This window comes from Agrobacterium sp. MA01, assembly GCF_009650195.1.
GTDB lineage: Bacteria > Pseudomonadota > Alphaproteobacteria > Rhizobiales > Rhizobiaceae > Allorhizobium.
Genome location: NZ_CP045854.1, coordinates 2,060,918 through 2,081,631, shown reverse-complemented (window position 1 = coordinate 2,081,631; position 20,714 = coordinate 2,060,918). Strand labels below are relative to the sequence as shown.

Below are 20,714 nucleotides of genomic sequence, written 5' to 3'. Positions count from 1 at the left end.
GCCAGTCCAATCATACGCCATCACACGATCCTCATGATCAACGCGGGAAGCCGAAACTTCCCGAACACCACGCTACGCCCCCGGGTGGCCGAGGTAGAGGTCGAGGCTTGCGTGAGGCTTGCCTCCGACCGGATCCATGAACGACTGCTTAACTCACAGTCCCTTCAGACATTACATGCTGGCATCAATGATTTGCTTTGCAAGGAAATGCTGATGCGGCGACGGGATTGCCCCTGTGAATCATGTGGGTAACGATGGTGCGGTGCAGCAGTTGCTCAACGTTTCAACCAGTCGATTGCCGGCTGCCACAATGTGTCTTTGAAGGCTGATCGGAAGAAGCCAAGGTGTCCGACGCGGCCGCCAGCTTCCTCCGGCGAAATCCAGCGGATCTCCGTCGGAGCACGGTTGTAGTATTTGAGCAGCGCCTGCTGCGCTTTCGGCGTGCCCCAGGGATCGTCGGTCAGGCCGATCGCGAGGATCGGGGTCTCGACTTCCGCAAAGCGGCGGGCGGCATCCATCGTCGGGTCGGCGAAGAAGTATTCGGGATGTCTGCCCCAGCGCGCCCATTCCCGGAAGATGGTGCCTGGCAGGGTCTGGCCAAGGCCGATCTGGCCTGGGACCCTGCCGAGCAGCGTTGCCAGGGGAACGCCGACGAGGTTCATCTGGCTGAAGACACGAAAGCGCGGCTTTGTGTTGCCCCAGTAGCCCGTCATTGTCGCCACCATCAGATAGCGGGAGAAGCGCTTCGAGCGCCCGCCAAGGGCAAGCACCTGTCCGCCGAAGGACTGGCCGATGCCGACGAGCGGGTGATCAGGTGCTTCCAGTTCAAGCCGATGCAGGGCGGCGGGCATGTCGAAATGAGCCCAGTCGCGCATCAGCAAAGGACGTTTCCAGTGGCGCGGAGCCTGTGAGCCGGCGACCCCGCGATAGTCGTAGGTCAGTGCGGCTCTGAAACCGTGATGGCTTACGAGGTGTTCGGCGAAGCGGGCGTAAAACCCGCGGGGTACGGCGGCGGCCGATGAGATGAGAGCCAGCGGACCATTGCCGCTGCCGCGCATCAATGTGCCGTGCAGGGGGAAATGATCCGTGGTTTCGAACTGGATCTCGGATTTTTCCATCAAGTGTTGCGTCATGCCGAACCTCCCGTTCCGGATGTCAACTCAGATCTTACGTTTACGTTCATGTCATATCAAGCGCAGGGCTAGGTTCGTCCGGATGAGGCGACTTTTCCTCATGTGGACGATGTCCGCCCCCGGTGTCCCACCCTTCGAAAGTCCCTAAACTACGGCTTTGCAAGCGGAGATTAACCGTTTATAAGCCCCCATCCGATGCGGCCGGGAGGTTGCCGCAGTTAGTTTCAGACAGGTGAAGACCATGGCGCAGAATTGGACCCCGAGCAGCTGGAGACAGAAGCCCATCAAGCAGGTTCCGGCTTATCCGGACCTCGATGCATTGAAGGCTGCCGAGCAGCAGCTCTCGACCTATCCGCCGCTGGTCTTTGCGGGTGAAGCCCGTCGCCTGAAGAAGTCGCTTGCCCAGGTCGCCGAAGGCGAGGCATTCCTGCTGCAGGGCGGCGACTGCGCCGAGAGCTTCGCCGAGCATGGCGCCGACAATATCCGCGACTTCTTCCGCGCCTTCCTGCAGATGGCCGTTGTCCTGACCTTCGGTGCGCAGCTGCCGGTGGTCAAGGTCGGTCGTATCGCCGGCCAGTTTGCCAAGCCGCGCTCGTCCGACATGGAAAAGATTGGCGACGTCGAGCTTCCGAGCTACCGTGGCGACATCATCAACGGCATCGAGTTCACCGAGGACGCACGCATTCCGAGCCCGGAACGGCAGCTGATGGCCTATCGTCAGTCGGCCGCGACGCTCAACCTGCTGCGCGCTTTCGCCATGGGTGGCTATGCCAACCTCGAAAACGTCCATCAGTGGATGCTCGGCTTCATCAAGGACAGCCCGCAGGCCGAGCGTTACCGCAAGCTCGCCGATCGCATCTCTGAAACGATGGACTTCATGAAGGCCGTCGGCATCACCTCGGAAAACAATCCGAGCCTGCGCGAAACCGATTTCTTCACCAGCCACGAAGCGCTGCTTCTCGGCTACGAGGAAGCACTGACGCGCGTCGATTCCACCTCGGGCGACTGGTATGCCACATCCGGCCACATGATCTGGATCGGCGACCGTACCCGCCAGGCCGACCATGCGCATCTGGAATACTGCCGCGGCATCAAGAACCCGATCGGTTTGAAATGCGGCCCATCGCTGCAGGCGGACGATCTCTTGAACCTGATCGACATCCTGAACCCGCAGAACGAGGCCGGTCGCCTGACGCTGATCTGCCGTTTCGGTCACGACAAGGTTGCCGAGCACCTGCCGCGTCTTATCCGTGCTGTCGAGCGCGAAGGCCGCAAGGTCGTGTGGTCCTGCGATCCGATGCATGGCAACACGATCACGCTCAACAACTACAAGACCCGCCCGTTCGAGCGGATCCTGTCGGAAGTCGAGAGCTTCTTCCAGATCCACCGTGCGGAAGGCTCGCATCCGGGCGGCATCCATATCGAGATGACCGGCAAGGACGTGACCGAATGCACCGGCGGCGCGCGCGCGGTCACCGGCAACGATCTTGCGGACCGTTACCACACCCATTGCGACCCGCGCCTCAATGCCGACCAGGCGCTGGAGCTGGCCTTCCTGCTCGCCGAGCGGATGAAGAGTGGCCGCGACGAAAAGCGGATGATGGTTGCGAACGGCTGAAGCATAGGTTCAGCTTTCCGAGTTTGACGACCGGGCGGGCTTCCACGAAGCTCGCCCGGTTCTCGTTTCGGAGGTGGATAACATGCAAGACAAGACAGGGCGTTGCCTGTGCGGCGCAGTGACGATCACGGTTCGCGGAAAACTTGGTCCGGTCAGCTATTGTCACTGCTCGCAGTGCCGGAGACAGACCGGGCTCTACTACGCGACGACCGATGCCCTGATCACAGACGTCGAGATCACGGGGCGCGATAGCATAGGGACCTTTCGTGCAAGCGCCGACGCGGAGCGGGCCTTCTGCCGCCAGTGTGGCTCGGCACTCTACTGGAAGGGTGATGGAGAGGGCAGGATTTCGCTCCTGGCCGGCCTTTTCCCCAACCCGACGGAGTTCGAAGGCGGCTACCACATCTTCTGCGCCGACAAGGGCGACTTCTACGAGATCAATGACGGACTGCCGCAATATGCTGCGAGCCGCGACTGAGCGTCGTCAGGCTGCGGCGGAGTCGGCGTCTGCTGTCTCGATCCCGAGTTCCGCCAGGGCCTTGTGGTAGGAGAGATCGACGGCGGCGAATTTGGCGGATTGCCAGCCGAAATAATCCTCGACGAAGCGGCTGCTGAGCATCAGATCACCCCGGCGTCGCGGCTGTTCCCAATGCAGCAGGTTCTCGGTCTCGGCCTTTTTGAACATGCGTTTCAGGTTGGTGGTCGAAACCTGATAGGTCTCGCTGAGATCCGTGAGGCTGACCGGGCCGCAGGAATGGGCCTCGGCCGTGCGGTTCACGTCGTCCAGGCGAGAGATCAGATCGTGCAGTATGATGCCGCCGAGATCAGACCACAGGAAATGGCCGATCGTATCCGGCGGATCGCGCCAAATCGGATCGCCCACCATAAGCTCAGCGCCGATCGGCTGGGCGATCAGGAAAATCCGCTCTTCCGCATGCGATGTCATTTCCCGGTTTCCGCCATCGAGGCGGTCTAGGCAGGCGAGGTGCCCGTTGAACCAGCTTCTCAGGCCATTCAGGCTGAGTTCCGTCGGTTCGAGGACGCGCACGCGCTTGTCGGGCACTTCGGGAACATCCCGCAAGAACTTGTAGGCGACCAGCTCGGCGAGGTAGCCAGTTGCCGTGTTGCGGCTGGCTGCGCCAAGGCGCATGACCGTTTCGACGAAACGAGTGGCCGTCAAACCCGACAGCGGATCATCAGGCGTGCGCCGCAGTGCCAGCGCAAAGACCGACTGCGTCATCAGCCACTTGCGATGCGATGCCTTGAGACGCGACATGCGCGGTGTGCGCATGTGGATCGCAATCAGGTGCTGGGCAATCTGTTTTTCGATGGCCGGGTAAAGCTGATGTGCAAATATTTCGGCGCGCGTCAAAAACGGCATGGCAATGGCTCGTCTCTAAACTATGAGTGCCAACAAAGGGTCCGGCTACACACGCAATCCGGACACGACAGCATTCGCAATACTGTCAAGAACTCTGATTTGTCGAACAAAAAAAGTCTATGGCCGAAATCGGGGGGCTCTGCAATAGCAGTTCCCCGTCAAACTCTCTTTATGGATAATTGTGATCGCAAGTAACGGCCGACTTAGCTGCTGGGCTGAAGTCTACCCGACTGTTCCGGGAAGAAACGATCCATACCGTAGCCTTCGCCGAACATCACGTCATGCTGAAGCAGGCGATAGTCGCGGATTAGCGGATCGATCCGGCCCGAAAGGGCCCAATCGGCCTGGGCCTTGTTGTTACGGCCAATCAGCTGATGGCGGTCGATGACGGCGTAACGTTCGGCCACACGACCGAGCATGCCGGTGTAATAGGGATGGCGGTAACCTGCCATACGCACGATGTAATAGGGCAGCTGCGACGGGCTGACGGAGCCGATATCCTTCTGGACGCCACGCTTCGACGACCAGACGACCAGCGGCGTCTCATGCTCGCGCTTCATCGTCTCGACCGACGCCTTGCGGGTCGCCACCACATTCGCCATGTAGCCGCTTTCTGTATAGACCTCGTTCAGCGGTGGCAGATGGTCGCCGAACAGCACAATGATCGTTTCGCGGCGCCGCTTCTTTGCCCAGTCCATCAGATCCTTGAGGCTCTGGTCGGCTTCCTTCACACCCTGCGTGTAGGTCTCCAGTGCGCTCACGTTGTGCTCGGACAGGGTGGGTGCGTCCACGCCGATCGTATTCTTTGCATAGCGGTTGCGCTCGTAAGGGCCGTGGCCCTGCAGCGTGACGGCAAAGAAGAAGAAGGGCTCGTCCGTGTTGTCGGCCTCCTTGATGATGTAGCTTGTCAGCGCGTCGTCGGACGCAAAGATGCCCCGCTTGTCCATGGCCGGCATCGTTTCTTCCGAATGGAACTGGCGGAAGCCCAGCGACTGGTAGACGTTGTTGCGGTTCCAGAACCAGCCCTGGAAGGGGTGGAAGGCCTTCGTCACATAGCCCTTGGATTCAAAGAAGGTCGCAAGCGAGGGGACCGGGCGGCGGATATACTGCTGATAGGGGATGCTGCCATAGGGCAGGAAGGCGTTCGAGAAACCGGTCAAGGCCTCGAATTCGACATTGGCGGTCATACCGCCGAATTCCGGCGAGAAGACGTGGCCGGATTGGCTCTGACGGATGGTCGGCATCGGATCCGCCGAATAGCGGATGCTGCTCATGCGGGTCGGATCCCAGAGGGATTCGCTCATCACGACGATGACATCGGCCTGACGGCCGGAGAAGAAGGAGGCCGGCAGCAGATCGGTCTGCATGTCGGTGATTGCGACCTTGCTGTAGCCGTCGGGTGCTGCGACGTTGGCCATCGGTACGTTGAAGGCGAATGCAAGCAGGAAGCCGTTGTGGCGATAGTTTTCTTTCTGGTCCCACATCATCGGCACGATGTTCAGCCGATCACGCAATGCCGAGAAGGTCATTGGATCCATCAGCGACGCGAAGCCGGCGAGCAGCGGAATGGCAAGAGCAGCCCGAACTCCGCGGCATGTCAGGTTGAGGCGTGGGAAGACCTTCCGGCTCTTCCAGATCAGCGCGACAAAGGCCGCAACGGCAACAAAGCCGCCAATTGCGAGTGCGACTGCCTTCATCGGTTCTGCGGCGACCATAGCCGGCAGGAGCTGCAGGATCTGGCGACCAAAGAGAAGGTCGCTGGGAAAGAGCGGATCCGACAGGAAGAGCTGTTTCTGGCCGGAGAAAAAGGCCGGCAGGAGTGCCAGCGGGGCGACGAGAAGTGTCGACTGATAAGCCTTGCCAATGATGGCATCTGCAAAGGCGAGTATCAGGAATACGATGCCGACCGCCACCAGACCCGGACGGCTCGACTCCGTCATGTAGTCAACCACATCGACCATGGTGCCTCGCGCCAGGATCTCGCTCAGCAAGACAATGGCGACGGCGATCAGTGCGGTGTTGATCAGCTGGATTGCGAGCTGGACGATTGCGGAGCTGCCGTATTCGCGTTCGCGCACCGCGCCAAAGGCGCTGACAATTGTTGCGACTCGCGATTTCGGGCTCGTTTGGACCACGTCTAACTCCAGATCATGGGAGGGTGTCATCAAAGGTTCGCATAGGTGTCACATAAGCGTCATGAATGCTACATGAACCACGACATATGAGCTTAAGTTCCCGGTGTTTTCCGCGGTTTGGTTAGTGTCGGGCTCGCCTGCAGTCCGCCTTCGAAAGAAGCGACGTTGCGATCCGTGCGACGAGCCGCTAAATCGGTGTCATGAGCGAAACAAAGAAGATCTCCGACGTCCTGCGCATTGCGGTGGCACAGTTCAATCCTGTTGTCGGCGATGTCGTCGGCAATCTTGCCAAGGCCCGTGCGGCTCGTGCGGACGCTGCCGGGCAGGGGGCTGACCTCGTCTTGCTGACGGAGCTCTTCATTTCCGGCTATCCGCCCGAAGATCTCGTCCTGAAACCGTCCTTCCTGAAAGCCTGCCTGCAGGCTGTAGAAGCGCTCGCGGCTGATACCGCCGATGGCGGACCGGGCGTCATTGTCGGCTTTCCGCGTCAGGGTGAGAAGGGACGGCACAACTCCGTCGCTATCCTCGATGGCGGCAAGATCCTCGCCTTCCGCGACAAGATCGATCTTCCGAACTATGGCGAATTCGACGAGAAGCGGGTGTTTACCGAAGGCGAGATGCCGGGACCGGTCAATTTCCGCGGTGTGCGGATCGGCGTGCCGATCTGCGAAGAGATCTGGAACGATCTCGGCGTCTGCGAGACGCTGGCCGAGACGGGGGCCGAAATCCTGCTCGTGCCGAACGGCTCGCCCTATTATCGTGGCAAGGTGGATATCCGTCATCAGGTGGCGCTCCGCCAGGTGATCGAGACCGGCCTGCCGCTGATCTTCGCCAACCAGCTCGGTGGTCAGGACGAACTGGTCTTCGATGGTGCAAGCTTCGCCTTCAACGGTGACAAGTCGCTCGCCTTCCAGATGAGCCAGTTCGAGGAGACGCTGTCTGTCACGACCTGGAAGCGGACCGCGGATGGCTGGCGTTGCGATCAGGGGCCGATGTCGCGCATTCCGGAAAAGGAAGAGGCCGACTATCGCGCCTGCGTGCTCGGCTTTCGCGATTATGTTAACAAGAACGGCTTCAAGAGCGTCGTGCTCGGGCTTTCGGGTGGCATCGATTCCGCCATCTGTGCGGCGATCGCCGTGGATGCGCTCGGCGAGGAGCGGGTGCGCACGATCATGCTGCCTTACCGCTATACCTCGCAGGAGAGCTTCTCCGATGCCGAGGCCTGCGCCAAGGCGCTGGGCTGCCACTATGACATCGTGCCGATCCAGGAACCGGTCGAAGGTTTCCTCTCGTCGCTTTCCGACATGTTCGAGGGGACCGAGAGCGGCATTACCGAAGAGAACCTGCAGAGCCGGACGCGTGGCACGATCCTGATGGCGATCTCCAACAAGTTCGGCTCGATGGTGGTGACGACCGGCAACAAGTCCGAGATGTCGGTGGGTTATGCCACGCTCTACGGCGACATGAATGGCGGCTTCAATCCGATCAAGGACCTCTACAAGATGCAGGTCTATGCGCTCTCGGCCTGGCGCAACGAAAACGTGCCGCCCGGTGCGCTTGGTCCGTCCGGCGAGGTGATCCCTGCGAATATCCTGTCGAAGGCGCCGTCTGCGGAACTGCGCCCGAACCAGACCGACCAGGATTCCCTGCCGCCCTATCCGGTGCTTGACGACATTCTCGAATGCCTCGTCGAAAAAGAGATGGGTGTCGACGAGATCGTCGCGCGCGGCCATGACATTGCGACCGTTCACCGGGTCGAGCATCTGCTCTATCTCGCCGAATACAAGCGTCGCCAGTCGGCGCCGGGCGTGAAGATCACCAAGAAGAACTTCGGACGTGATCGCCGCTATCCGATCACGAACCGGTTCCGGGATCGCTGAGCGTGTCGATAGAGGATATCGATGCCTTGGCTGCTTTGCCTGATTTCACGGCGGAGGAGCGCAGCTATATCTTTGCTGTCGGAGCGCATGACAATCAGGATAGCGGGCTGTACCGGACGCTCTCGGGCGCCGCCTATTTCCTGCCCTCGATCGCGATTGGCTGCTACGGCCTGTGGGACGGGAGCTACAAGATGCTCGGCATCGGGTTTCTCACGCTGAACGTCAGCCTGATCTGGGGTTTCTACACCGAATGGCGCAGTGCTCATGTTGAGCAGACGGGCCGGGCGATCTTCGCCAAACTGCGCCAGGCGATGGAAAATCGCTCGACCGCAGACTGACTTTTCCAAGGAGACCATGATGCGCAGTTCGGTCGAGATCTACGATATGACGACCCGTGAATGCGAGGTCGTCTGGCAGACGGATGACCTCGTCGAGGCGCCCAACTGGTCGCGCGATGGCGAGTTTCTGGTCATCAACGGCGATGGTCTTCTTTATGCGTTGCCGCTCGACGAAGACGATCCCGAACCGGAGCTGATCGACACGGGTTTTGCCGTGCGGCTCAACAACGATCATGGGATCTCGCCCGATGGCGCCTCGATCGCGTTTTCCGATCATACGCTTTTCGGCAAGTCCTGCATCTACCTGCTGGGTGATGGTGACGACGAGCCGCGCCAGGTCACCGACAAAATGCCGTCCTACTGGCACGGCTGGTCGCCGGACGGTAAGGAGCTTGCCTATTGCGGCGAGCGCAACGGCGCCTTCGATATCTATACCATCTCGACCAAGGGCGGGGTCGAGCGGCGGCTGACCAACGGCGAAGGGCACAATGATGGTCCTGATTACTCGCCTGATGGTCAGTGGATCTATTTCAACTCCAGCCGTACCGGCGCCATGCAGATCTGGCGCATGCGCATCGATGGCAGCGACCTGCAGCAGCTGACCTCAGACGGTTATGGTGACTGGTTCCCGCATCCTTCGCCGGATGGGAAGAAGATACTCTTCCTCTCCTACGATGCCGATGTCGAAGGTCATCCGCGCGACAAGCAGGTGCGACTTCGGCTGATGGACGCCGATGGCGGCAATGTCGAAACACTTATCGAGTTCTTCGGCGGTCAGGGCTCGATCAATGTGCCGAACTGGGCGCCGGACGGATCAGCTTTCGCCTTTGTCCGCTACTTCCCGGTCGAGGCTTGAGCCTGTCGCATTCCACTCTGTCCTGCGGCTGGTTCTTGCGGTATTGATCCTACGTCAGGTGCTTGCCGTTAGGTGAGAGAATCGGGAAGCCGGCGAAAATCCGGCACGTGCCCAACGCTGTGAGGCGGACATGATGCGCGAGGGGAAACCCGGCCACTGGAGCAATCCGGGAAGGCGCGCATCCTGGATGATGCCCAGTCAGAAGACCGGCCTGGCGAGATAGACCTTTCCCGCATGGACGGCGGGTGGTTGCGCATTGTGGGGATTACGATGCACGACAGACCGAACGAGTTCCTCGTCCGGACGGCGCCCTTCGCCGATCAGGACAAACAGGCCGTCTACCGAGCCATTCACACGCGACGCGACGTCCGCGACCAGTTTCGCTCTGATCCGCTGCCGGATGATCTGGTGCGGCGATTGCTCGAAGCGGCGCATGCCGCGCCCTCCGTGGGCTTCATGCAGCCCTGGAGTTTCCTGCTGATCCGCTCTGCTCGAAAGCGCGAGGCCATCTGGCAAGCGTTTCTGCGGGCGAACGAGGAGGCAGAGGCAATGTTTCCGGTCGAGCAGCGGGACGCCTATCGATCCCTGAAACTGGAAGGCATCCGCAAGGCGCTGCTCAACATCTGCGTCACCTGTGATCCCGATCGTGCGGGACCCGTCGTGCTCGGACGCACCCATGATGTCAGGATGGACGCCTTCTCGACTGTCTGCGCCATCCAGAATCTCTGGCTCGCAGCACGTGCAGAAGGGGTCGGGCTTGGATGGGTCAGCATCTTCCACGAGGCCGAGGTGAAGGCGCTCCTTGGCATCCCGGAGCGGATCCAGATCATTGGCTACCTCTGCCTCGGCTATGTCGACGAACTCTATGCGACGCCGGAGCTTGAGGTGAAGGGATGGCGCAAGCGATTGCCGCTCGACGATTTGATCTTCGAGGAAAGCTGGGGCCAGATCGGGGAACGGCCGATCACTCCTGCAGCGGCTGTGGACCTGACGTCGCCGGGTTCCTGAGGTCGATCGTGCCCTTGTCGGAGGGGAGGAAGGCCGGGCCGACGCGGCGTACGTTGAGGCTGGCCTCATCCAGCACGCGCTCCGTGGCAGGCACCGTCGCTGACGCAGCCTCCCGTTTTCCCGGTGCAACTTCGATGACGGACGACTGGTAGTCCGGTACGGCCGGACGCGGCGTCATGCGTTGGTAGTATTGCTGCAGGTTGCAGGCGCAGGCGGGTTCCGCGTCGCTGCGTCGGTTGCGGTAGAGGAAGGCATTGGGCAGATCGCGATAGGGGCGGCCGCTGACTGCCGAGATCATGTCCACGGTCTCGCTGCGCTCCGGCGCGTGGAAAAACAGCTCCGTTTCCGTGCCCGGACACATCTGCTGGCATTGCGCCGCATCGCGGCCGAAGTTCATCGCCGAGGTCTGTGACGAGATCGGGAAGAAACCGCCATCGCAGGTGCGCACACACAGCGTGCGGACATTGCCGCTGGGCATCATGCTCATCGGCGGGGGCGGCGCTGAGTAGGCGGCTTCGGCTGCCCGGTCCGGGCGATAGGGTTCCGCCAGCGTGTCGAGGTAGGGGATGCGCTCGGCCTCCTCCGGATAAGCCGCTTGATCCGGTCCACAGCCATTCGCCTCAAGTGCTGTGACGAGGGCGGCGCGCGCATCTTCTACGCGGCTTTCGCGCAGATCCAAAAGCCTTGCTGCCAGGATGTCGCGATTGGCCTCCATGCGGGAGATTGCCGATGCCAGATCGCTGCAGTCATTGCCGCCATCGGGACGGATCCGGACGATGGACGAGGTCAGGCATCGCAGCCGCCGCTGATCCTGGCGCGCCTTGCGCAGTTCGAGGTTCTGCTGGGCTATGGCGCTGGCATAGCTGTTGATTTCAGGCGACTGTCCGCCCTGTTCGACCAGAACCAGCCTGTCGCGCAGCCGCTCGCAGAGCGCCGAGGCCTCAGCCTCGTTCGGCAGCGCGCTGCCGAGGGCGATCAGCAAAGCAATGGAACTGACTATCCTGCTCGGCACATCCGGATCCCAGTTGTCGTTTGCAGGGCGGAGGACGACCCTAGTGACATCAGGATAGCCGAGTGCCGGCCAAATGAAAATGACGGATGACGTGGCGGAGGCGCGAGCGGCCATCCGCCACGTCTCGCGTCAGGCGGCCTGCGCTGCCGTCAGGGTCATCGGCGCTTCGAGCACGCTGCCGTCGATTGCTGCCACCGCCTTCATTCGATCGAGCAGATCCTGCGACACCTCCCAGGAGATTGCGACCGCCTGGACCACACCAATCCGCTGAGGTTCACCGATCCGAATGCCCGGGCACCCCATACGTTTGAACATGCGTTCCAGGAAAACATCGGTGACGGTAACGATATGGCTGAGACCGGATGTAAGGCCCAGCTCGCCCACCCCGCACATCAGTTCGGCCGCCGCGATCGTCACCTGGTTGCTTGCCCGGTCTTGAGAAATCTCCGGATCGATGCAGAAGCGGCTGGATTCCCAGACTGCTGCGCTGCGGATCTGCGGTCCATCACCGAGGAGGACGGGAAAGGTGTCGTCGAGCATGTTGGGGCCGAGCGTCGGCAGCAGGCGCAATGACCCGCGCAGTTTTCCCTCGTCGCCATAGGAGAGGACATAGAGAGGATTGGCGCGATCATAGTCGTCGATTTCCCAGGCGTCGCGCACCTGGACGTCCCAACCCAACAGGTCATGGAAGACCCGCTTTCTCAACCTGTGCATGGCGTCGATATCGGCGGGAAACTGATTGCGACGGGTGCCGTTGATGATCCTGATCATGCTTTGCTCCTTCTTGCAGAACGGAACAGGCAGCATGCGTTTCCCAGGAAAATTCTAAAACTGGCGGTGGCGCCAGCTTTCGGAAATGCAATCTATGATATTGTAGAGGGATTTCTCCTTGTCATGGGGATTCTGGCTCGACGAGCCGCGGGATCAGGCCGCGCCAGACTGCTTCCGCGACGGCCTGGGCATTGTTGACGACGTCGAGCTTCTGCCGCGCATTGGCCATGAAATGCCGGATGGTTCGTTCGGAGATGCCGAGGATGACGGCTGTTTCCCAATAGCTCTTGCCGGCTGCGATCCATGCCAGTGTTTCGCGTTCTCGACGGGTGAGAGGACGGGCGCGGGCCGCTTCCAGCTGTGCATCGGTCGATGCTCTGGCGAGGCGCGCGTTCAACAAGGTGCCGAGGCTCAGCATGTCGCGGTCATGGGCGCGGCGCCAGGCCGCCAGGCCCTCCGCAGTGGCGTTCAACTCGACCAGCAGACAGCTTTGCCGTCCCGGCAGGGGGTAGCCGACGATCCGGTGGTCGCGATTTGCGCTGCGCTGCCATGCCTTGAGCTCGACAGGTTGAAGCCCTGGCAAGAGGCTGGCGATCTGTTCAAAAGCCGCTTTGCGGTTGAGTGAGCGGGCGAGGTGAAGGGAATTTCGTCGGTGGCTGTCGTGAATGTTGTGGGCGCGCAGGCGTGCGCTAGCGATCAATCCACCGAGATAGGTGATGCGGCCCGTCCGGTAAGCGCTCTGAAGCCTTGACAGGAAGTCTCCGGGATCAAGCGTCTCCTGCCGCTCCAGCAACTCCAAGAGATCGAAATACGTGCCTGAGAGCCCCATCAACAATACCCGAGATTTCAAGGGGCGCAGTGTCGGGGCTACAGCTTTGGCTTGTCCAGATGGCAAATTTCGTGAAAGCGAGCGGCAAACCTGATCGCCGCTCGCAAAAGCTTTTTCAGACCGCCGGCTGCGAAGCCTCGACGACGGCAAGCGCCGCCATGTTGACGACGCCGCGCGACGTGACCGAGGTGGACAGCACGTGGGCGGGCAGGGCGGCGCCGAGGAGGATCGGGCCTACATGCAGCGCGTCCATCATCATGCGGACGATGCCGAGCGATATATTCGCGGCATCGAGGTTCGGGAAGACGAGCAGGTTTGCTTCGCCGGTCAGCGTGCTGTCCGGCATGGCGCGCTTGCGCAGAACTTCCGACAGCGCCGAACCGCCCTGCATTTCGCCGTCGACCTCCAGATCAGGGGCGCCAGCGCGGATGATTTCCAGCGCCCGGCGCATCTTCGAGGCGCTGGCGGACGGCCGCGAACCGAAGTTCGAATGCGACAGGAGGGCTGCCTTGGGTGCAATGCCGAAGCGACGGATTTCCTGGGCCGCCAGCATCGTCATTTCGGCGATCTCTTCCGCACTCGGATCGTCGGTGACGAAGGTGTCGGTGAAGAAGATTGCACCGCGCTGCGAGATCAGAAGGCTCAAGCCCGAATAGTCGCGTACACCGGCGCGCTTTCCGATGATCTGGCGAACGTCGCGCACGTGGCGGTCGAAACGGCCTTCTACGCCGCAGATCAACGCATCTGCGTCACCGCGTTTCACAGCCAGGGCACCAATCACGGTGGTGTTGGTGCGCACGATCGTGCGAGCCGCTTCCGGGTTGATGCCGGCGCGGCCGACGAGGGCGAAGTAGTCGTCGACATAGTCGCGGTAGCGCGGATCGTCTTCCGGGTTGACCAGTTGGAAATCGGTGCCCGGGCGGATGCGCAGGCCATAGCGCTTCAGGCGGGTCTCGATGATCTGCGGGCGGCCGATCAGGATCGGTTCGCCGATGCCGTCTTCGAGCAGCACCTGGGCGGCACGCAGCACGCGCTCGTCTTCACCTTCGGAGAAGATCACACGCTTTTTGGACGCAGTCTTCGCTGCCGCGAAGATCGGCTTCATCACGAAGCCGGAGCGGAAGACGAAGCGGTTCAACTGGTCGAGATAGGTGTCGAAATCGGCAATCGGGCGGCGAGCGACGCCGCTGTCTGCCGCGGCCTTGGCGACAGCAGGTGCGATGCGCAGGATGAGACGCGGATCAAACGGCGAGGGGATGAGATAATCCGGACCAAAGGTCGGCGTTTCCCCGGTATAGGCCTTGGCCGCGACTTCCGAGACTTCTTCGCGGGCGAGCGCTGCGATCGCACGCACCGCCGCCATCTTCATCTCTTCGTTGATGGTGGTTGCGCCACAGTCGAGCGCGCCGCGGAAGATATAGGGGAAGCACAGGACGTTGTTGACCTGGTTCGGGAAATCCGAGCGGCCGGTGCAGATCATCGCGTCCGGACGGGCGGCGCGCGCCTCTTCCGGCATGATCTCGGGCTTCGGGTTGGCCAGGGCCATGATCAGGGGCTTCGGTGCCATGCGGGCCAGCAGTTCCGGCTTCAGGACGCCGGCTGCCGAGAGGCCGAGGAAGACGTCGGCCTCGTCGATGCTTTCGGAAAGCGCGCGCTTTTCGGTTTCCTGGGCGTAGACTTCCTTCCAGGGATCCATCAGCTCGTTGCGGCCCTTATAGACGAGACCCTCGATGTCGTGCACCCAGATATTCTCGCGCTTGGCACCGAGGATCACCAGGAGGTTGAGGCAGGCAAGGGCGGCTGCACCGGCACCCGAGGCGACGATCTTGACGTCCGCAATGGTCTTGCCGGCCAGTTCCAGACCGTTCAGGATAGCGGCCGCAACGATGATCGCGGTTCCGTGCTGGTCGTCGTGAAAGACCGGGATGTTCATCTTGGCGCGGAGCTGGTCTTCGACCTGGAAACATTCCGGTGCCTTGATGTCTTCGAGGTTGATACCGCCAAAGGTCGGCTCAAGAGCCGAAATGGTCGAGACCATGTCGTCGACACCGGGTGCATCGATTTCGATGTCGAAAACGTCGATGCCGGCGAACTTCTTGAAGAGGACGGCCTTGCCTTCCATGACAGGCTTGGAGGCGAGCGGTCCGATATTGCCGAGGCCGAGAACGGCCGTACCGTTGGAGATGACGGCGACGAGGTTGGAGCGCGCCGTATAGTCATCGGCTGCTGCCGGATCGTCCTTGATGGCGAGACAGGGGGCGGCGACGCCGGGCGAATAGGCAAGCGCCAGGTCGCGCTGGTTGCCGAGCGGCTTGGTGGCCTGGATCTCCAGTTTCCCGGGACGGGGATAGCGGTGATAGAAAAGCGCCTGCTCGTCGAGATCAGCGGTCGGGTTTGCAACTTGCGGCTTGTTCTTGTCCTGAGAAGTCATCGGTTCACCGGCAATTCCTGTCTTCACTTACTCCTTGTCGTCATACACGAATTGGCTGCGAGTGGTAGACTTTAGTTCCGCGATCCCCTGTCTGCGGAATGCGTGCCGGAACCGGCGATCCGCCGCGAATCTCCCGATGTCATCTTCCTGAAACACGAGTCTGATTAAGCGCTCATCAGACAGCGATGAGGACCGTGCCGTGGAAGACGACAGCGAAACACGCCATTTCAGGACCCTGTTCATCTCGGACGTTCACCTCGGATCGAAAGCCGCCAAGACCGACTTTCTCCTGGATTTTCTGCGCACGCACGAGGCCGACACCATCATCCTGGTCGGTGATATCGTCGACGGCTGGCGTCTAAAGCGCAGCTGGTACTGGCCGCAGTCCTGCAATGACGTCGTGCAGAAACTGCTGCGCAAGGCCCGCAAAGGCACGCGCATCGTTTATATTCCCGGCAATCACGATGAGTTCATGCGCGACTTCCCGGGCATCCATTTCGGTGGCATCGAAGTTGCGCAGCGGATCGTGCACGAGATGGCCGACGGCAAGAAATATCTGGTTCTGCATGGCGACGAATTCGACGTTGTGGTTCGCAACGCCCGCCTGCTCGCCTATCTCGGCGACTGGGCCTATGACACAGCGATTGCGATCAATGTCATGCTGGCGGCCGTCCGCCGTCGTCTCGGCATGCCCTACTGGTCTTTCTCCGCCTGGGCCAAGTTGCAGGTCAAACATGCGGTGAACTTCATCGGCGAATTCCAGCGGGTGGTGGCCGACGAGGCTCGTCGCGCCGAGGTTGACGGTGTCATCTGCGGCCACATCCATCATGCTGTCATGCAAGACATCGACGGGATCCACTACGTCAACACGGGCGACTGGGTCGAAAGCTGCACGGCGATCGCCGAGCACCCGGATGGCCGTCTGGAGCTGATTTCCTGGGGTCACAAGATCAGCGAAGCACCAGCGGCCAGCAAGCGTGCGAACAAACTCGTCCCCATCCTGCTGCCGAAACCGATTGCCGAAACGACCCAGGACGACGGGATACGCGCGGCCTGAACCACAGCTCTGTTGCAAAGCGGTCATGACGCCCCGCAATCGGGTTGGAAAACGCAATTAACGGTTTGCAAAGGATTTCTTCGCAGGCGGCGATGGTTATAGTGTGCAGCCATCTGTCACGTGATTTGCGAACCCGGATCCCCCGGCGCGAATTTGGAAGTTGTCGCCACCTTGAGTTCGGTTGAGCAAGAAGACGCCCGTATTGAGATCGATGAGCAGCCGGACGGAAACGCCCGGCTGATCCGGCTTGCCGGTCGCTGGAAGAACAACAGCCTCAGCGCGATGATCAAATCCGCCGGCCCGTTGGTCGATTCTCCGGTCGTGCAGCGAGAGACGATCGATCTCAGTGCCGTAAGCGACATGGACACGGCCGGCGCATGGCTGGTTCGACGCTTCATCACCGAACGGCGCGAGCGCGGCGGTTCGATCGAGATCGTCGGCGGATCCCCCGGCATGCGCGAGTTGATCGAAGCCCTTCCTGAGCACGTCACTGCTCCGGAAAAGCCCGTCGATCACCGCACCCGTTTCGAGCGCATCTTCGAACCTGTCGGGAAAGTCACACTCAGCCTTTGGGGCGATCTGATCGCCATGATGTTCGTGCTCGGATCTGCCGTCCGCGGCGCGCAAACCAAGGCTGGGCGTGGTTCCGGGGTGTCTCCGGCCTCCGTGGTCAACCAGCTTGACCACATGGGGGTGAGGGCGGTGCCGATCATCGTCCTCATGTCCTTCCTGATCGGCGCGATCATCGCTCAGCAGGGCGCATTCCAGTTGCGCTATTTCGGAGCGGAAGTTTTCGTCGTCGATCTCGTCGGCATCCTGCAGCTGCGCGAAATCGGGGTGCTGCTCACCGCGATCATGATCGCGGGTCGTTCCGGCAGCGCCATCACGGCTGAAATTGGTTCGATGAAGATGCGTGAGGAAATCGATGCCCTGAAGGTCATCGGCCTCAATCCGATCGGGGTGCTGGTCTTTCCGCGACTTGTTGCGCTGACGATTGCACTGCCCCTGCTGACGATCGTCGCCAACTTCTCGGCGCTCTACGGCGCAGCGGTCGTGGTCTGGGCCTATTCCGGCATCACATTCGATGTCTTCATCACCCGCCTTCACGAGGCGGTCGATTATTCGACGCTTGCGACCGGCATGATCAAGGCACCGTTCATGGCGCTGATCATCGGCATCATCGCGGCTGTCGAAGGCATGAAGGTGGGCGGCAGCGCCGAATCTCTCGGACGCCATGTGACAGCATCCGTGGTCAAATCGATCTTCGTTGTCATTCTCGTGGACGGGCTGTTTGCCATGTTCTACGCCGCGATCGATTTTTGAGGAGGGCCAGATGAACACCGGACCCTCCCAGGACCGCGAGGTCATCCTGTCGGTGAAAGATCTGACGGTCGGCTTCGGCGAGAAGATCGTTCTCGACAAGCTGAACCTCGACATCTACCGCGGCGAGATCCTCGGCTTCGTCGGAGCATCCGGCGCGGGCAAGTCCGTTCTGATGCGCACTGTGTTGCGCCTCCTGCCGCGTCGTTCCGGCAAGATCGAGATCCTCGGCGCGGATTACGATGCGGTCGACGATCTGCAGCGCATGACGCTCGACACACGCCTGGGGGTTCTTTTCCAGCACGGCGCCCTATTTTCCTCACTGACTGTGAAGGAAAACATCCAGTTGCCTATGCGTGAATATCTGGATCTGCCGCAATGGCTGATGGATGAGCTTGCCTATCTCAAGATCGAGCTGGTCGGCCTCCATCCCGATGCTGCGGACAAATATCCATCCGAACTCTCGGGCGGCATGATCAAGCGTGCGGCACTGGCGCGTGCACTGGCGCTCGATCCGGATCTCGTCTTCCTCGACGAACCAACCTCCGGTCTCGATCCGATCGGGGCTGCCGAATTCGATGAATTGATCGCGCAGCTGCGCGACACCCTTGGATTGACCGTCTATATGGTGACCCACGATCTCGACAGCCTCTTCTCCGTCTGCGACCGTATTGCGGTCCTCGGGCAGAAGAAGGTTCTGGTCGAGGGGACGCTGGACGATATGCTCGCCTTCGATGATGCGTGGGTGCAATCCTATTTCCGGGGCAAGCGTGCCCGTTCCATTCCCCGGCCGGAGCAATCCGCCGGACATCCGGTAGAGTGAGCCATGGAAACCAAAGCCAATTACGCGATCGTCGGTTTTTTCACGATGCTGGTCATCGGGGCCGCCTTCGGGTTTGTCTATTGGATGGCGGAATATGGAAGGGGCGGAGAGATGGCGCCGCTTGCGATCCGCATCCCGGGCTCGGCCAACGGTCTGAGCATCGGCTCGCCCGTGCGCTTCAACGGCATCTCCGTCGGTTCGGTCCGCAATCTCTACATCGACAACGAGGACCCGAACTTCTCTGTCGCCTTCACAGAGGTGCGGGCTGATGCACCCGTGACGTCGGGCACGAAGGCTGTTCTGGAAATTCAGGGGCTGACCGGTGCGGCTTATGTCGAGCTTTCCGGCGGAGGTCCAGGTTCCGGTGACGCGATCCTGAAGCGGGCACTCGATACCGGGGAGCCGGCCATTCTGATCGCCGACCAGTCGAGCGTGACCAATCTGCTTTCGACGGCAGACCGCATCTTGCAGCGCGCAGACGGCGCTGTTGCCGAGCTGCAGGGGTTCATCGAGGATGCGCGGGGACCGCTGACCAACACGGTGCGCAACGCGGAAACCTTTTCGAAATCGCTCGCAGACAATGCCCAGGGCATCGATGAATTCCTGAAGAGCGTCAGCGCCCTTTCCGATTCCGTCTCGGGCCTGTCCGGCCGCCTCGACTCGACATTGTCCGCCGCCGAAGATCTGTTCAGAGCACTCAACTCCGACAAAATCGATCAGATCCTGACCAATACCGAGGAGGCGACGGCAAGCTTCGCGCAGGCCTCTAAGAGCATCGGGCCTGCGATCGACAGCTTCCGCGAGACGGCCACCACCTTCCAGCGCTTCGGCAACAATGCCGATCAGACGCTTGAGAAGGTCTCCAGGCTGATCGATGCAGTAGACAGCCAGAAGATTGGCCGCGTGGTCGACGACGTCTCTGTCGCGACTGCCGATGCGCGTCAGGCCATTGCCGGCTTCCGGGATCTGTCAAACAGCATTACCGGCCGCAAGGACGATATTGACCGGGCGATCGACGACTTCACGCAGCTTGCGAACCGTCTGAACACCTCGTCCCAGCAGGTCGACGGGATCCTTAGGAAGGTTGATGCGTTCCTTGGCTCAGGTGATGCAAATTCGCTCAGCGTGGAAGCCCGCAAGACGCTCGAGGCCATCCGCATGACGGCCGAGAACCTCAACGCCCAGATTGGACCGATTGCCGCCAACCTGCAGCGCTTCTCGGCGACGGGTCTGCGCGATATCCAGACGCTGGTGAACGATACCCGCAACACCGTTCGCGGCCTGAACGACGCGATCACCAATTTCGACCAGGATCCGCAGCGCCTGCTCTTCGGCGGCGACACGGTCAAGGAATTCGATGGACGGACACGCCGATGACGAGCAGCACCGAAAAGGACAACAGCATGGACGGGATCGGCGTGAAGGGGGTGGCGGGCATGGCTCGGTTCCGGCGGCTGCTTCTGGCCTCTGTGCTCGTGCCTGGCCTCGGCCTTGGCCTTGCGGCCTGTGGCTCTAAAGCGAACAACGACACATTCGATCTGACCGCTTCCGTGAGCGAGGTGGCGACATCTTCCAGCGCCCGCAACCGCCAGCTTCTGGTGGCCGATCCTTCGGCGCTCAAGGCGCTCGACAGCGAGCAGATCCTGGTGCGCGTATCCGGTGCCGAAATCCGCTATCTGTCACAGTCGCAGTGGAGCGATCGGCTCACGCGGGTCGTTCAGTCGAAACTCGTGGTCGCCTTCGAAAATTCCGGGCGCCTCGGTGGCGTTGGACGGCCGGGGCAGGGACTGGCGATCGACTTCCAGCTGATCACAGATGTGCGCGCCTTCGAAATTTCAGCCGAGGGAACAGATCGCGGGGTCGTCGAGATATCGGCTAAGCTGCTCAACGATCGCAATGGCACCGTCAAGGCGCAGCGGGTCTTCCGCGCCGAAGTGCCGTCCTCCGGTTCCGACAACGCAGCTTACGTGGCGGCACTCGACCGTGCTTTCGCCCGCGTCACGGCTGACATCGTCGCGTGGACGCTGCAATCGATCTGACCGACGACAATTCCCATTCCGTCGAGCAAAAGAAAACCCCGGATCAAGCAATTTGAACCGGGGTTTTTCCGTCTGTGAAGAGC

18 protein-coding genes and 1 riboswitch are annotated in these 20,714 nt (G+C 61.1%); of the genes, 11 read left to right on the top strand and 7 right to left on the bottom strand.

What is annotated here, in order from left to right; genetic code table 11:
- Nucleotides 1–275 precede the first annotated feature (275 nt).
- Nucleotides 276–1,133 carry an alpha/beta fold hydrolase gene (locus tag GH983_RS10125; protein ID WP_153762335.1) on the bottom strand — a complete coding sequence of 286 codons (858 nt, stop codon included), beginning with the start codon at nucleotides 1,131–1,133 and terminating at the stop codon, nucleotides 276–278.
- A gap of 241 nt (nucleotides 1,134–1,374) precedes the next feature.
- Here GH983_RS10125 and GH983_RS10120 point away from each other — a divergent pair, with 241 nt between their 5' ends.
- On the top strand, nucleotides 1,375–2,751 hold the full coding sequence (locus GH983_RS10120) for a class II 3-deoxy-7-phosphoheptulonate synthase (protein ID WP_054151026.1): 1,377 nt from the start codon (nucleotides 1,375–1,377) through the stop codon (nucleotides 2,749–2,751).
- 82 nt (nucleotides 2,752–2,833) lie between these two features.
- Nucleotides 2,834–3,229: a GFA family protein gene (locus GH983_RS10115; protein ID WP_153762334.1), complete on the top strand. Its 396-nt coding sequence runs from the start codon at nucleotides 2,834–2,836 to the stop codon at nucleotides 3,227–3,229.
- 6 nt (nucleotides 3,230–3,235) lie between these two features.
- Here GH983_RS10115 and GH983_RS10110 read toward each other — a convergent pair whose 3' ends face one another.
- Both GH983_RS10110 and GH983_RS10105 read right to left on the bottom strand, forming a co-directional pair.
- A complete protein-coding gene (locus GH983_RS10110; RefSeq protein WP_069041211.1) occupies nucleotides 3,236–4,132 on the bottom strand; it encodes a hypothetical protein in 897 nt (298 codons plus the stop codon).
- A gap of 203 nt (nucleotides 4,133–4,335) precedes the next feature.
- Nucleotides 4,336–6,297 (bottom strand): LTA synthase family protein, encoded by a 1,962-nt coding sequence (locus tag GH983_RS10105; protein WP_194842814.1) that lies wholly within the window; start codon nucleotides 6,295–6,297, stop codon nucleotides 4,336–4,338.
- Between the two features lie 170 nt (nucleotides 6,298–6,467).
- Here GH983_RS10105 and GH983_RS10100 point away from each other — a divergent pair, with 170 nt between their 5' ends.
- From GH983_RS10100 to bluB, 4 genes are all read left to right on the top strand, one after another.
- The gene (locus GH983_RS10100; RefSeq protein ID WP_153762333.1) at nucleotides 6,468–8,147 is read left to right on the top strand and encodes an NAD+ synthase; all 1,680 of its coding nucleotides are present in this window, start codon (nucleotides 6,468–6,470) and stop codon (nucleotides 8,145–8,147) included.
- A 2-nt stretch (nucleotides 8,148–8,149) separates the two neighbouring features.
- Nucleotides 8,150–8,485 (top strand): hypothetical protein, encoded by a 336-nt coding sequence (locus tag GH983_RS10095; RefSeq protein WP_069041214.1) that lies wholly within the window; start codon nucleotides 8,150–8,152, stop codon nucleotides 8,483–8,485.
- Between the two features lie 19 nt (nucleotides 8,486–8,504).
- Complete coding sequence (locus GH983_RS10090; protein WP_153763589.1) at nucleotides 8,505–9,341, top strand: TolB family protein; 837 nt, start codon at nucleotides 8,505–8,507, stop codon at nucleotides 9,339–9,341.
- A gap of 39 nt (nucleotides 9,342–9,380) precedes the next feature.
- A riboswitch (cobalamin riboswitch) is annotated at nucleotides 9,381–9,571 on the top strand.
- Nucleotides 9,572–9,611: 40 nt separating this feature from the next.
- Nucleotides 9,612–10,349 carry a 5,6-dimethylbenzimidazole synthase gene (gene bluB / locus GH983_RS10085; protein ID WP_153762332.1) on the top strand — a complete coding sequence of 246 codons (738 nt, stop codon included), beginning with the start codon at nucleotides 9,612–9,614 and terminating at the stop codon, nucleotides 10,347–10,349.
- Here the strand turns inward: bluB and GH983_RS10080 are convergent.
- The 4 genes from GH983_RS10080 to GH983_RS10065 form a co-directional block, all read right to left on the bottom strand.
- Entirely contained in the window at nucleotides 10,306–11,475 is a 1,170-nt protein-coding gene (locus GH983_RS10080; RefSeq protein ID WP_153762331.1) for a DUF2865 domain-containing protein, read from the bottom strand. The genes bluB and GH983_RS10080 overlap by 44 nt on opposite strands.
- 15 nt (nucleotides 11,476–11,490) lie before the next feature.
- Nucleotides 11,491–12,132: an acyl-homoserine-lactone synthase gene (locus GH983_RS10075; RefSeq protein WP_153762330.1), complete on the bottom strand. Its 642-nt coding sequence runs from the start codon at nucleotides 12,130–12,132 to the stop codon at nucleotides 11,491–11,493.
- Nucleotides 12,133–12,253: 121 nt separating this feature from the next.
- Nucleotides 12,254–12,961: a helix-turn-helix domain-containing protein gene (locus GH983_RS10070; protein WP_150127367.1), complete on the bottom strand. Its 708-nt coding sequence runs from the start codon at nucleotides 12,959–12,961 to the stop codon at nucleotides 12,254–12,256.
- A gap of 115 nt (nucleotides 12,962–13,076) precedes the next feature.
- Complete coding sequence (locus GH983_RS10065; protein WP_054151017.1) at nucleotides 13,077–15,392, bottom strand: NADP-dependent malic enzyme; 2,316 nt, start codon at nucleotides 15,390–15,392, stop codon at nucleotides 13,077–13,079.
- 199 nt (nucleotides 15,393–15,591) lie between these two features.
- Here GH983_RS10065 and GH983_RS10060 point away from each other — a divergent pair, with 199 nt between their 5' ends.
- The 5 genes from GH983_RS10060 to GH983_RS10040 all read left to right on the top strand — a co-directional run bounded on the left by GH983_RS10060 (nucleotide 15,592) and on the right by GH983_RS10040 (nucleotide 20,631).
- Complete coding sequence (locus GH983_RS10060; RefSeq protein ID WP_153762329.1) at nucleotides 15,592–16,449, top strand: UDP-2,3-diacylglucosamine diphosphatase; 858 nt, start codon at nucleotides 15,592–15,594, stop codon at nucleotides 16,447–16,449.
- 171 nt (nucleotides 16,450–16,620) lie between these two features.
- Complete coding sequence (locus tag GH983_RS10055) at nucleotides 16,621–17,772, top strand: ABC transporter permease (RefSeq protein ID WP_150127369.1); 1,152 nt, start codon at nucleotides 16,621–16,623, stop codon at nucleotides 17,770–17,772.
- A 10-nt stretch (nucleotides 17,773–17,782) separates the two neighbouring features.
- A complete protein-coding gene (locus GH983_RS10050; RefSeq protein ID WP_153762328.1) occupies nucleotides 17,783–18,592 on the top strand; it encodes an ABC transporter ATP-binding protein in 810 nt (269 codons plus the stop codon).
- A 3-nt stretch (nucleotides 18,593–18,595) separates the two neighbouring features.
- Nucleotides 18,596–19,969 (top strand): MlaD family protein, encoded by a 1,374-nt coding sequence (locus tag GH983_RS10045; RefSeq protein ID WP_054151013.1) that lies wholly within the window; start codon nucleotides 18,596–18,598, stop codon nucleotides 19,967–19,969.
- Between the two features lie 26 nt (nucleotides 19,970–19,995).
- Complete coding sequence (locus GH983_RS10040) at nucleotides 19,996–20,631, top strand: ABC-type transport auxiliary lipoprotein family protein (protein ID WP_371418481.1); 636 nt, start codon at nucleotides 19,996–19,998, stop codon at nucleotides 20,629–20,631.
- Nucleotides 20,632–20,714: the final 83 nt, after the last annotated feature.

Excerpts from the sequence above, each read along its gene's own strand:
- GH983_RS10065 (WP_054151017.1), bottom strand. The coding sequence starts at position 15,392 with ATGACTTCTCAGGACAAGAACAAGCCGCAAGTTGCAAACCCGACCGCT.
- GH983_RS10105 (WP_194842814.1), bottom strand. The coding sequence starts at position 6,297 with ATGACACCCTCCCATGATCTGGAGTTAGACGTGGTCCAAACGAGCCCG.
- GH983_RS10050 (WP_153762328.1), top strand. The coding sequence starts at position 17,783 with ATGAACACCGGACCCTCCCAGGACCGCGAGGTCATCCTGTCGGTGAAA.
- GH983_RS10045 (WP_054151013.1), top strand. The coding sequence starts at position 18,596 with ATGGAAACCAAAGCCAATTACGCGATCGTCGGTTTTTTCACGATGCTG.
- GH983_RS10040 (WP_371418481.1), top strand. The coding sequence starts at position 19,996 with ATGGACGGGATCGGCGTGAAGGGGGTGGCGGGCATGGCTCGGTTCCGG.
- GH983_RS10115 (WP_153762334.1), top strand. The coding sequence starts at position 2,834 with ATGCAAGACAAGACAGGGCGTTGCCTGTGCGGCGCAGTGACGATCACG.
- GH983_RS10070 (WP_150127367.1), bottom strand. The coding sequence starts at position 12,961 with ATGGGGCTCTCAGGCACGTATTTCGATCTCTTGGAGTTGCTGGAGCGG.
- GH983_RS10120 (WP_054151026.1), top strand. The coding sequence starts at position 1,375 with ATGGCGCAGAATTGGACCCCGAGCAGCTGGAGACAGAAGCCCATCAAG.
- GH983_RS10080 (WP_153762331.1), bottom strand. The coding sequence starts at position 11,475 with ATGGCCGCTCGCGCCTCCGCCACGTCATCCGTCATTTTCATTTGGCCG.
- GH983_RS10100 (WP_153762333.1), top strand. The coding sequence starts at position 6,468 with ATGAGCGAAACAAAGAAGATCTCCGACGTCCTGCGCATTGCGGTGGCA.
- GH983_RS10075 (WP_153762330.1), bottom strand. The coding sequence starts at position 12,132 with ATGATCAGGATCATCAACGGCACCCGTCGCAATCAGTTTCCCGCCGAT.
- GH983_RS10110 (WP_069041211.1), bottom strand. The coding sequence starts at position 4,132 with ATGCCGTTTTTGACGCGCGCCGAAATATTTGCACATCAGCTTTACCCG.
- GH983_RS10125 (WP_153762335.1), bottom strand. The coding sequence starts at position 1,133 with ATGACGCAACACTTGATGGAAAAATCCGAGATCCAGTTCGAAACCACG.
- bluB (WP_153762332.1), top strand. The coding sequence starts at position 9,612 with ATGCACGACAGACCGAACGAGTTCCTCGTCCGGACGGCGCCCTTCGCC.
- GH983_RS10090 (WP_153763589.1), top strand. The coding sequence starts at position 8,505 with ATGCGCAGTTCGGTCGAGATCTACGATATGACGACCCGTGAATGCGAG.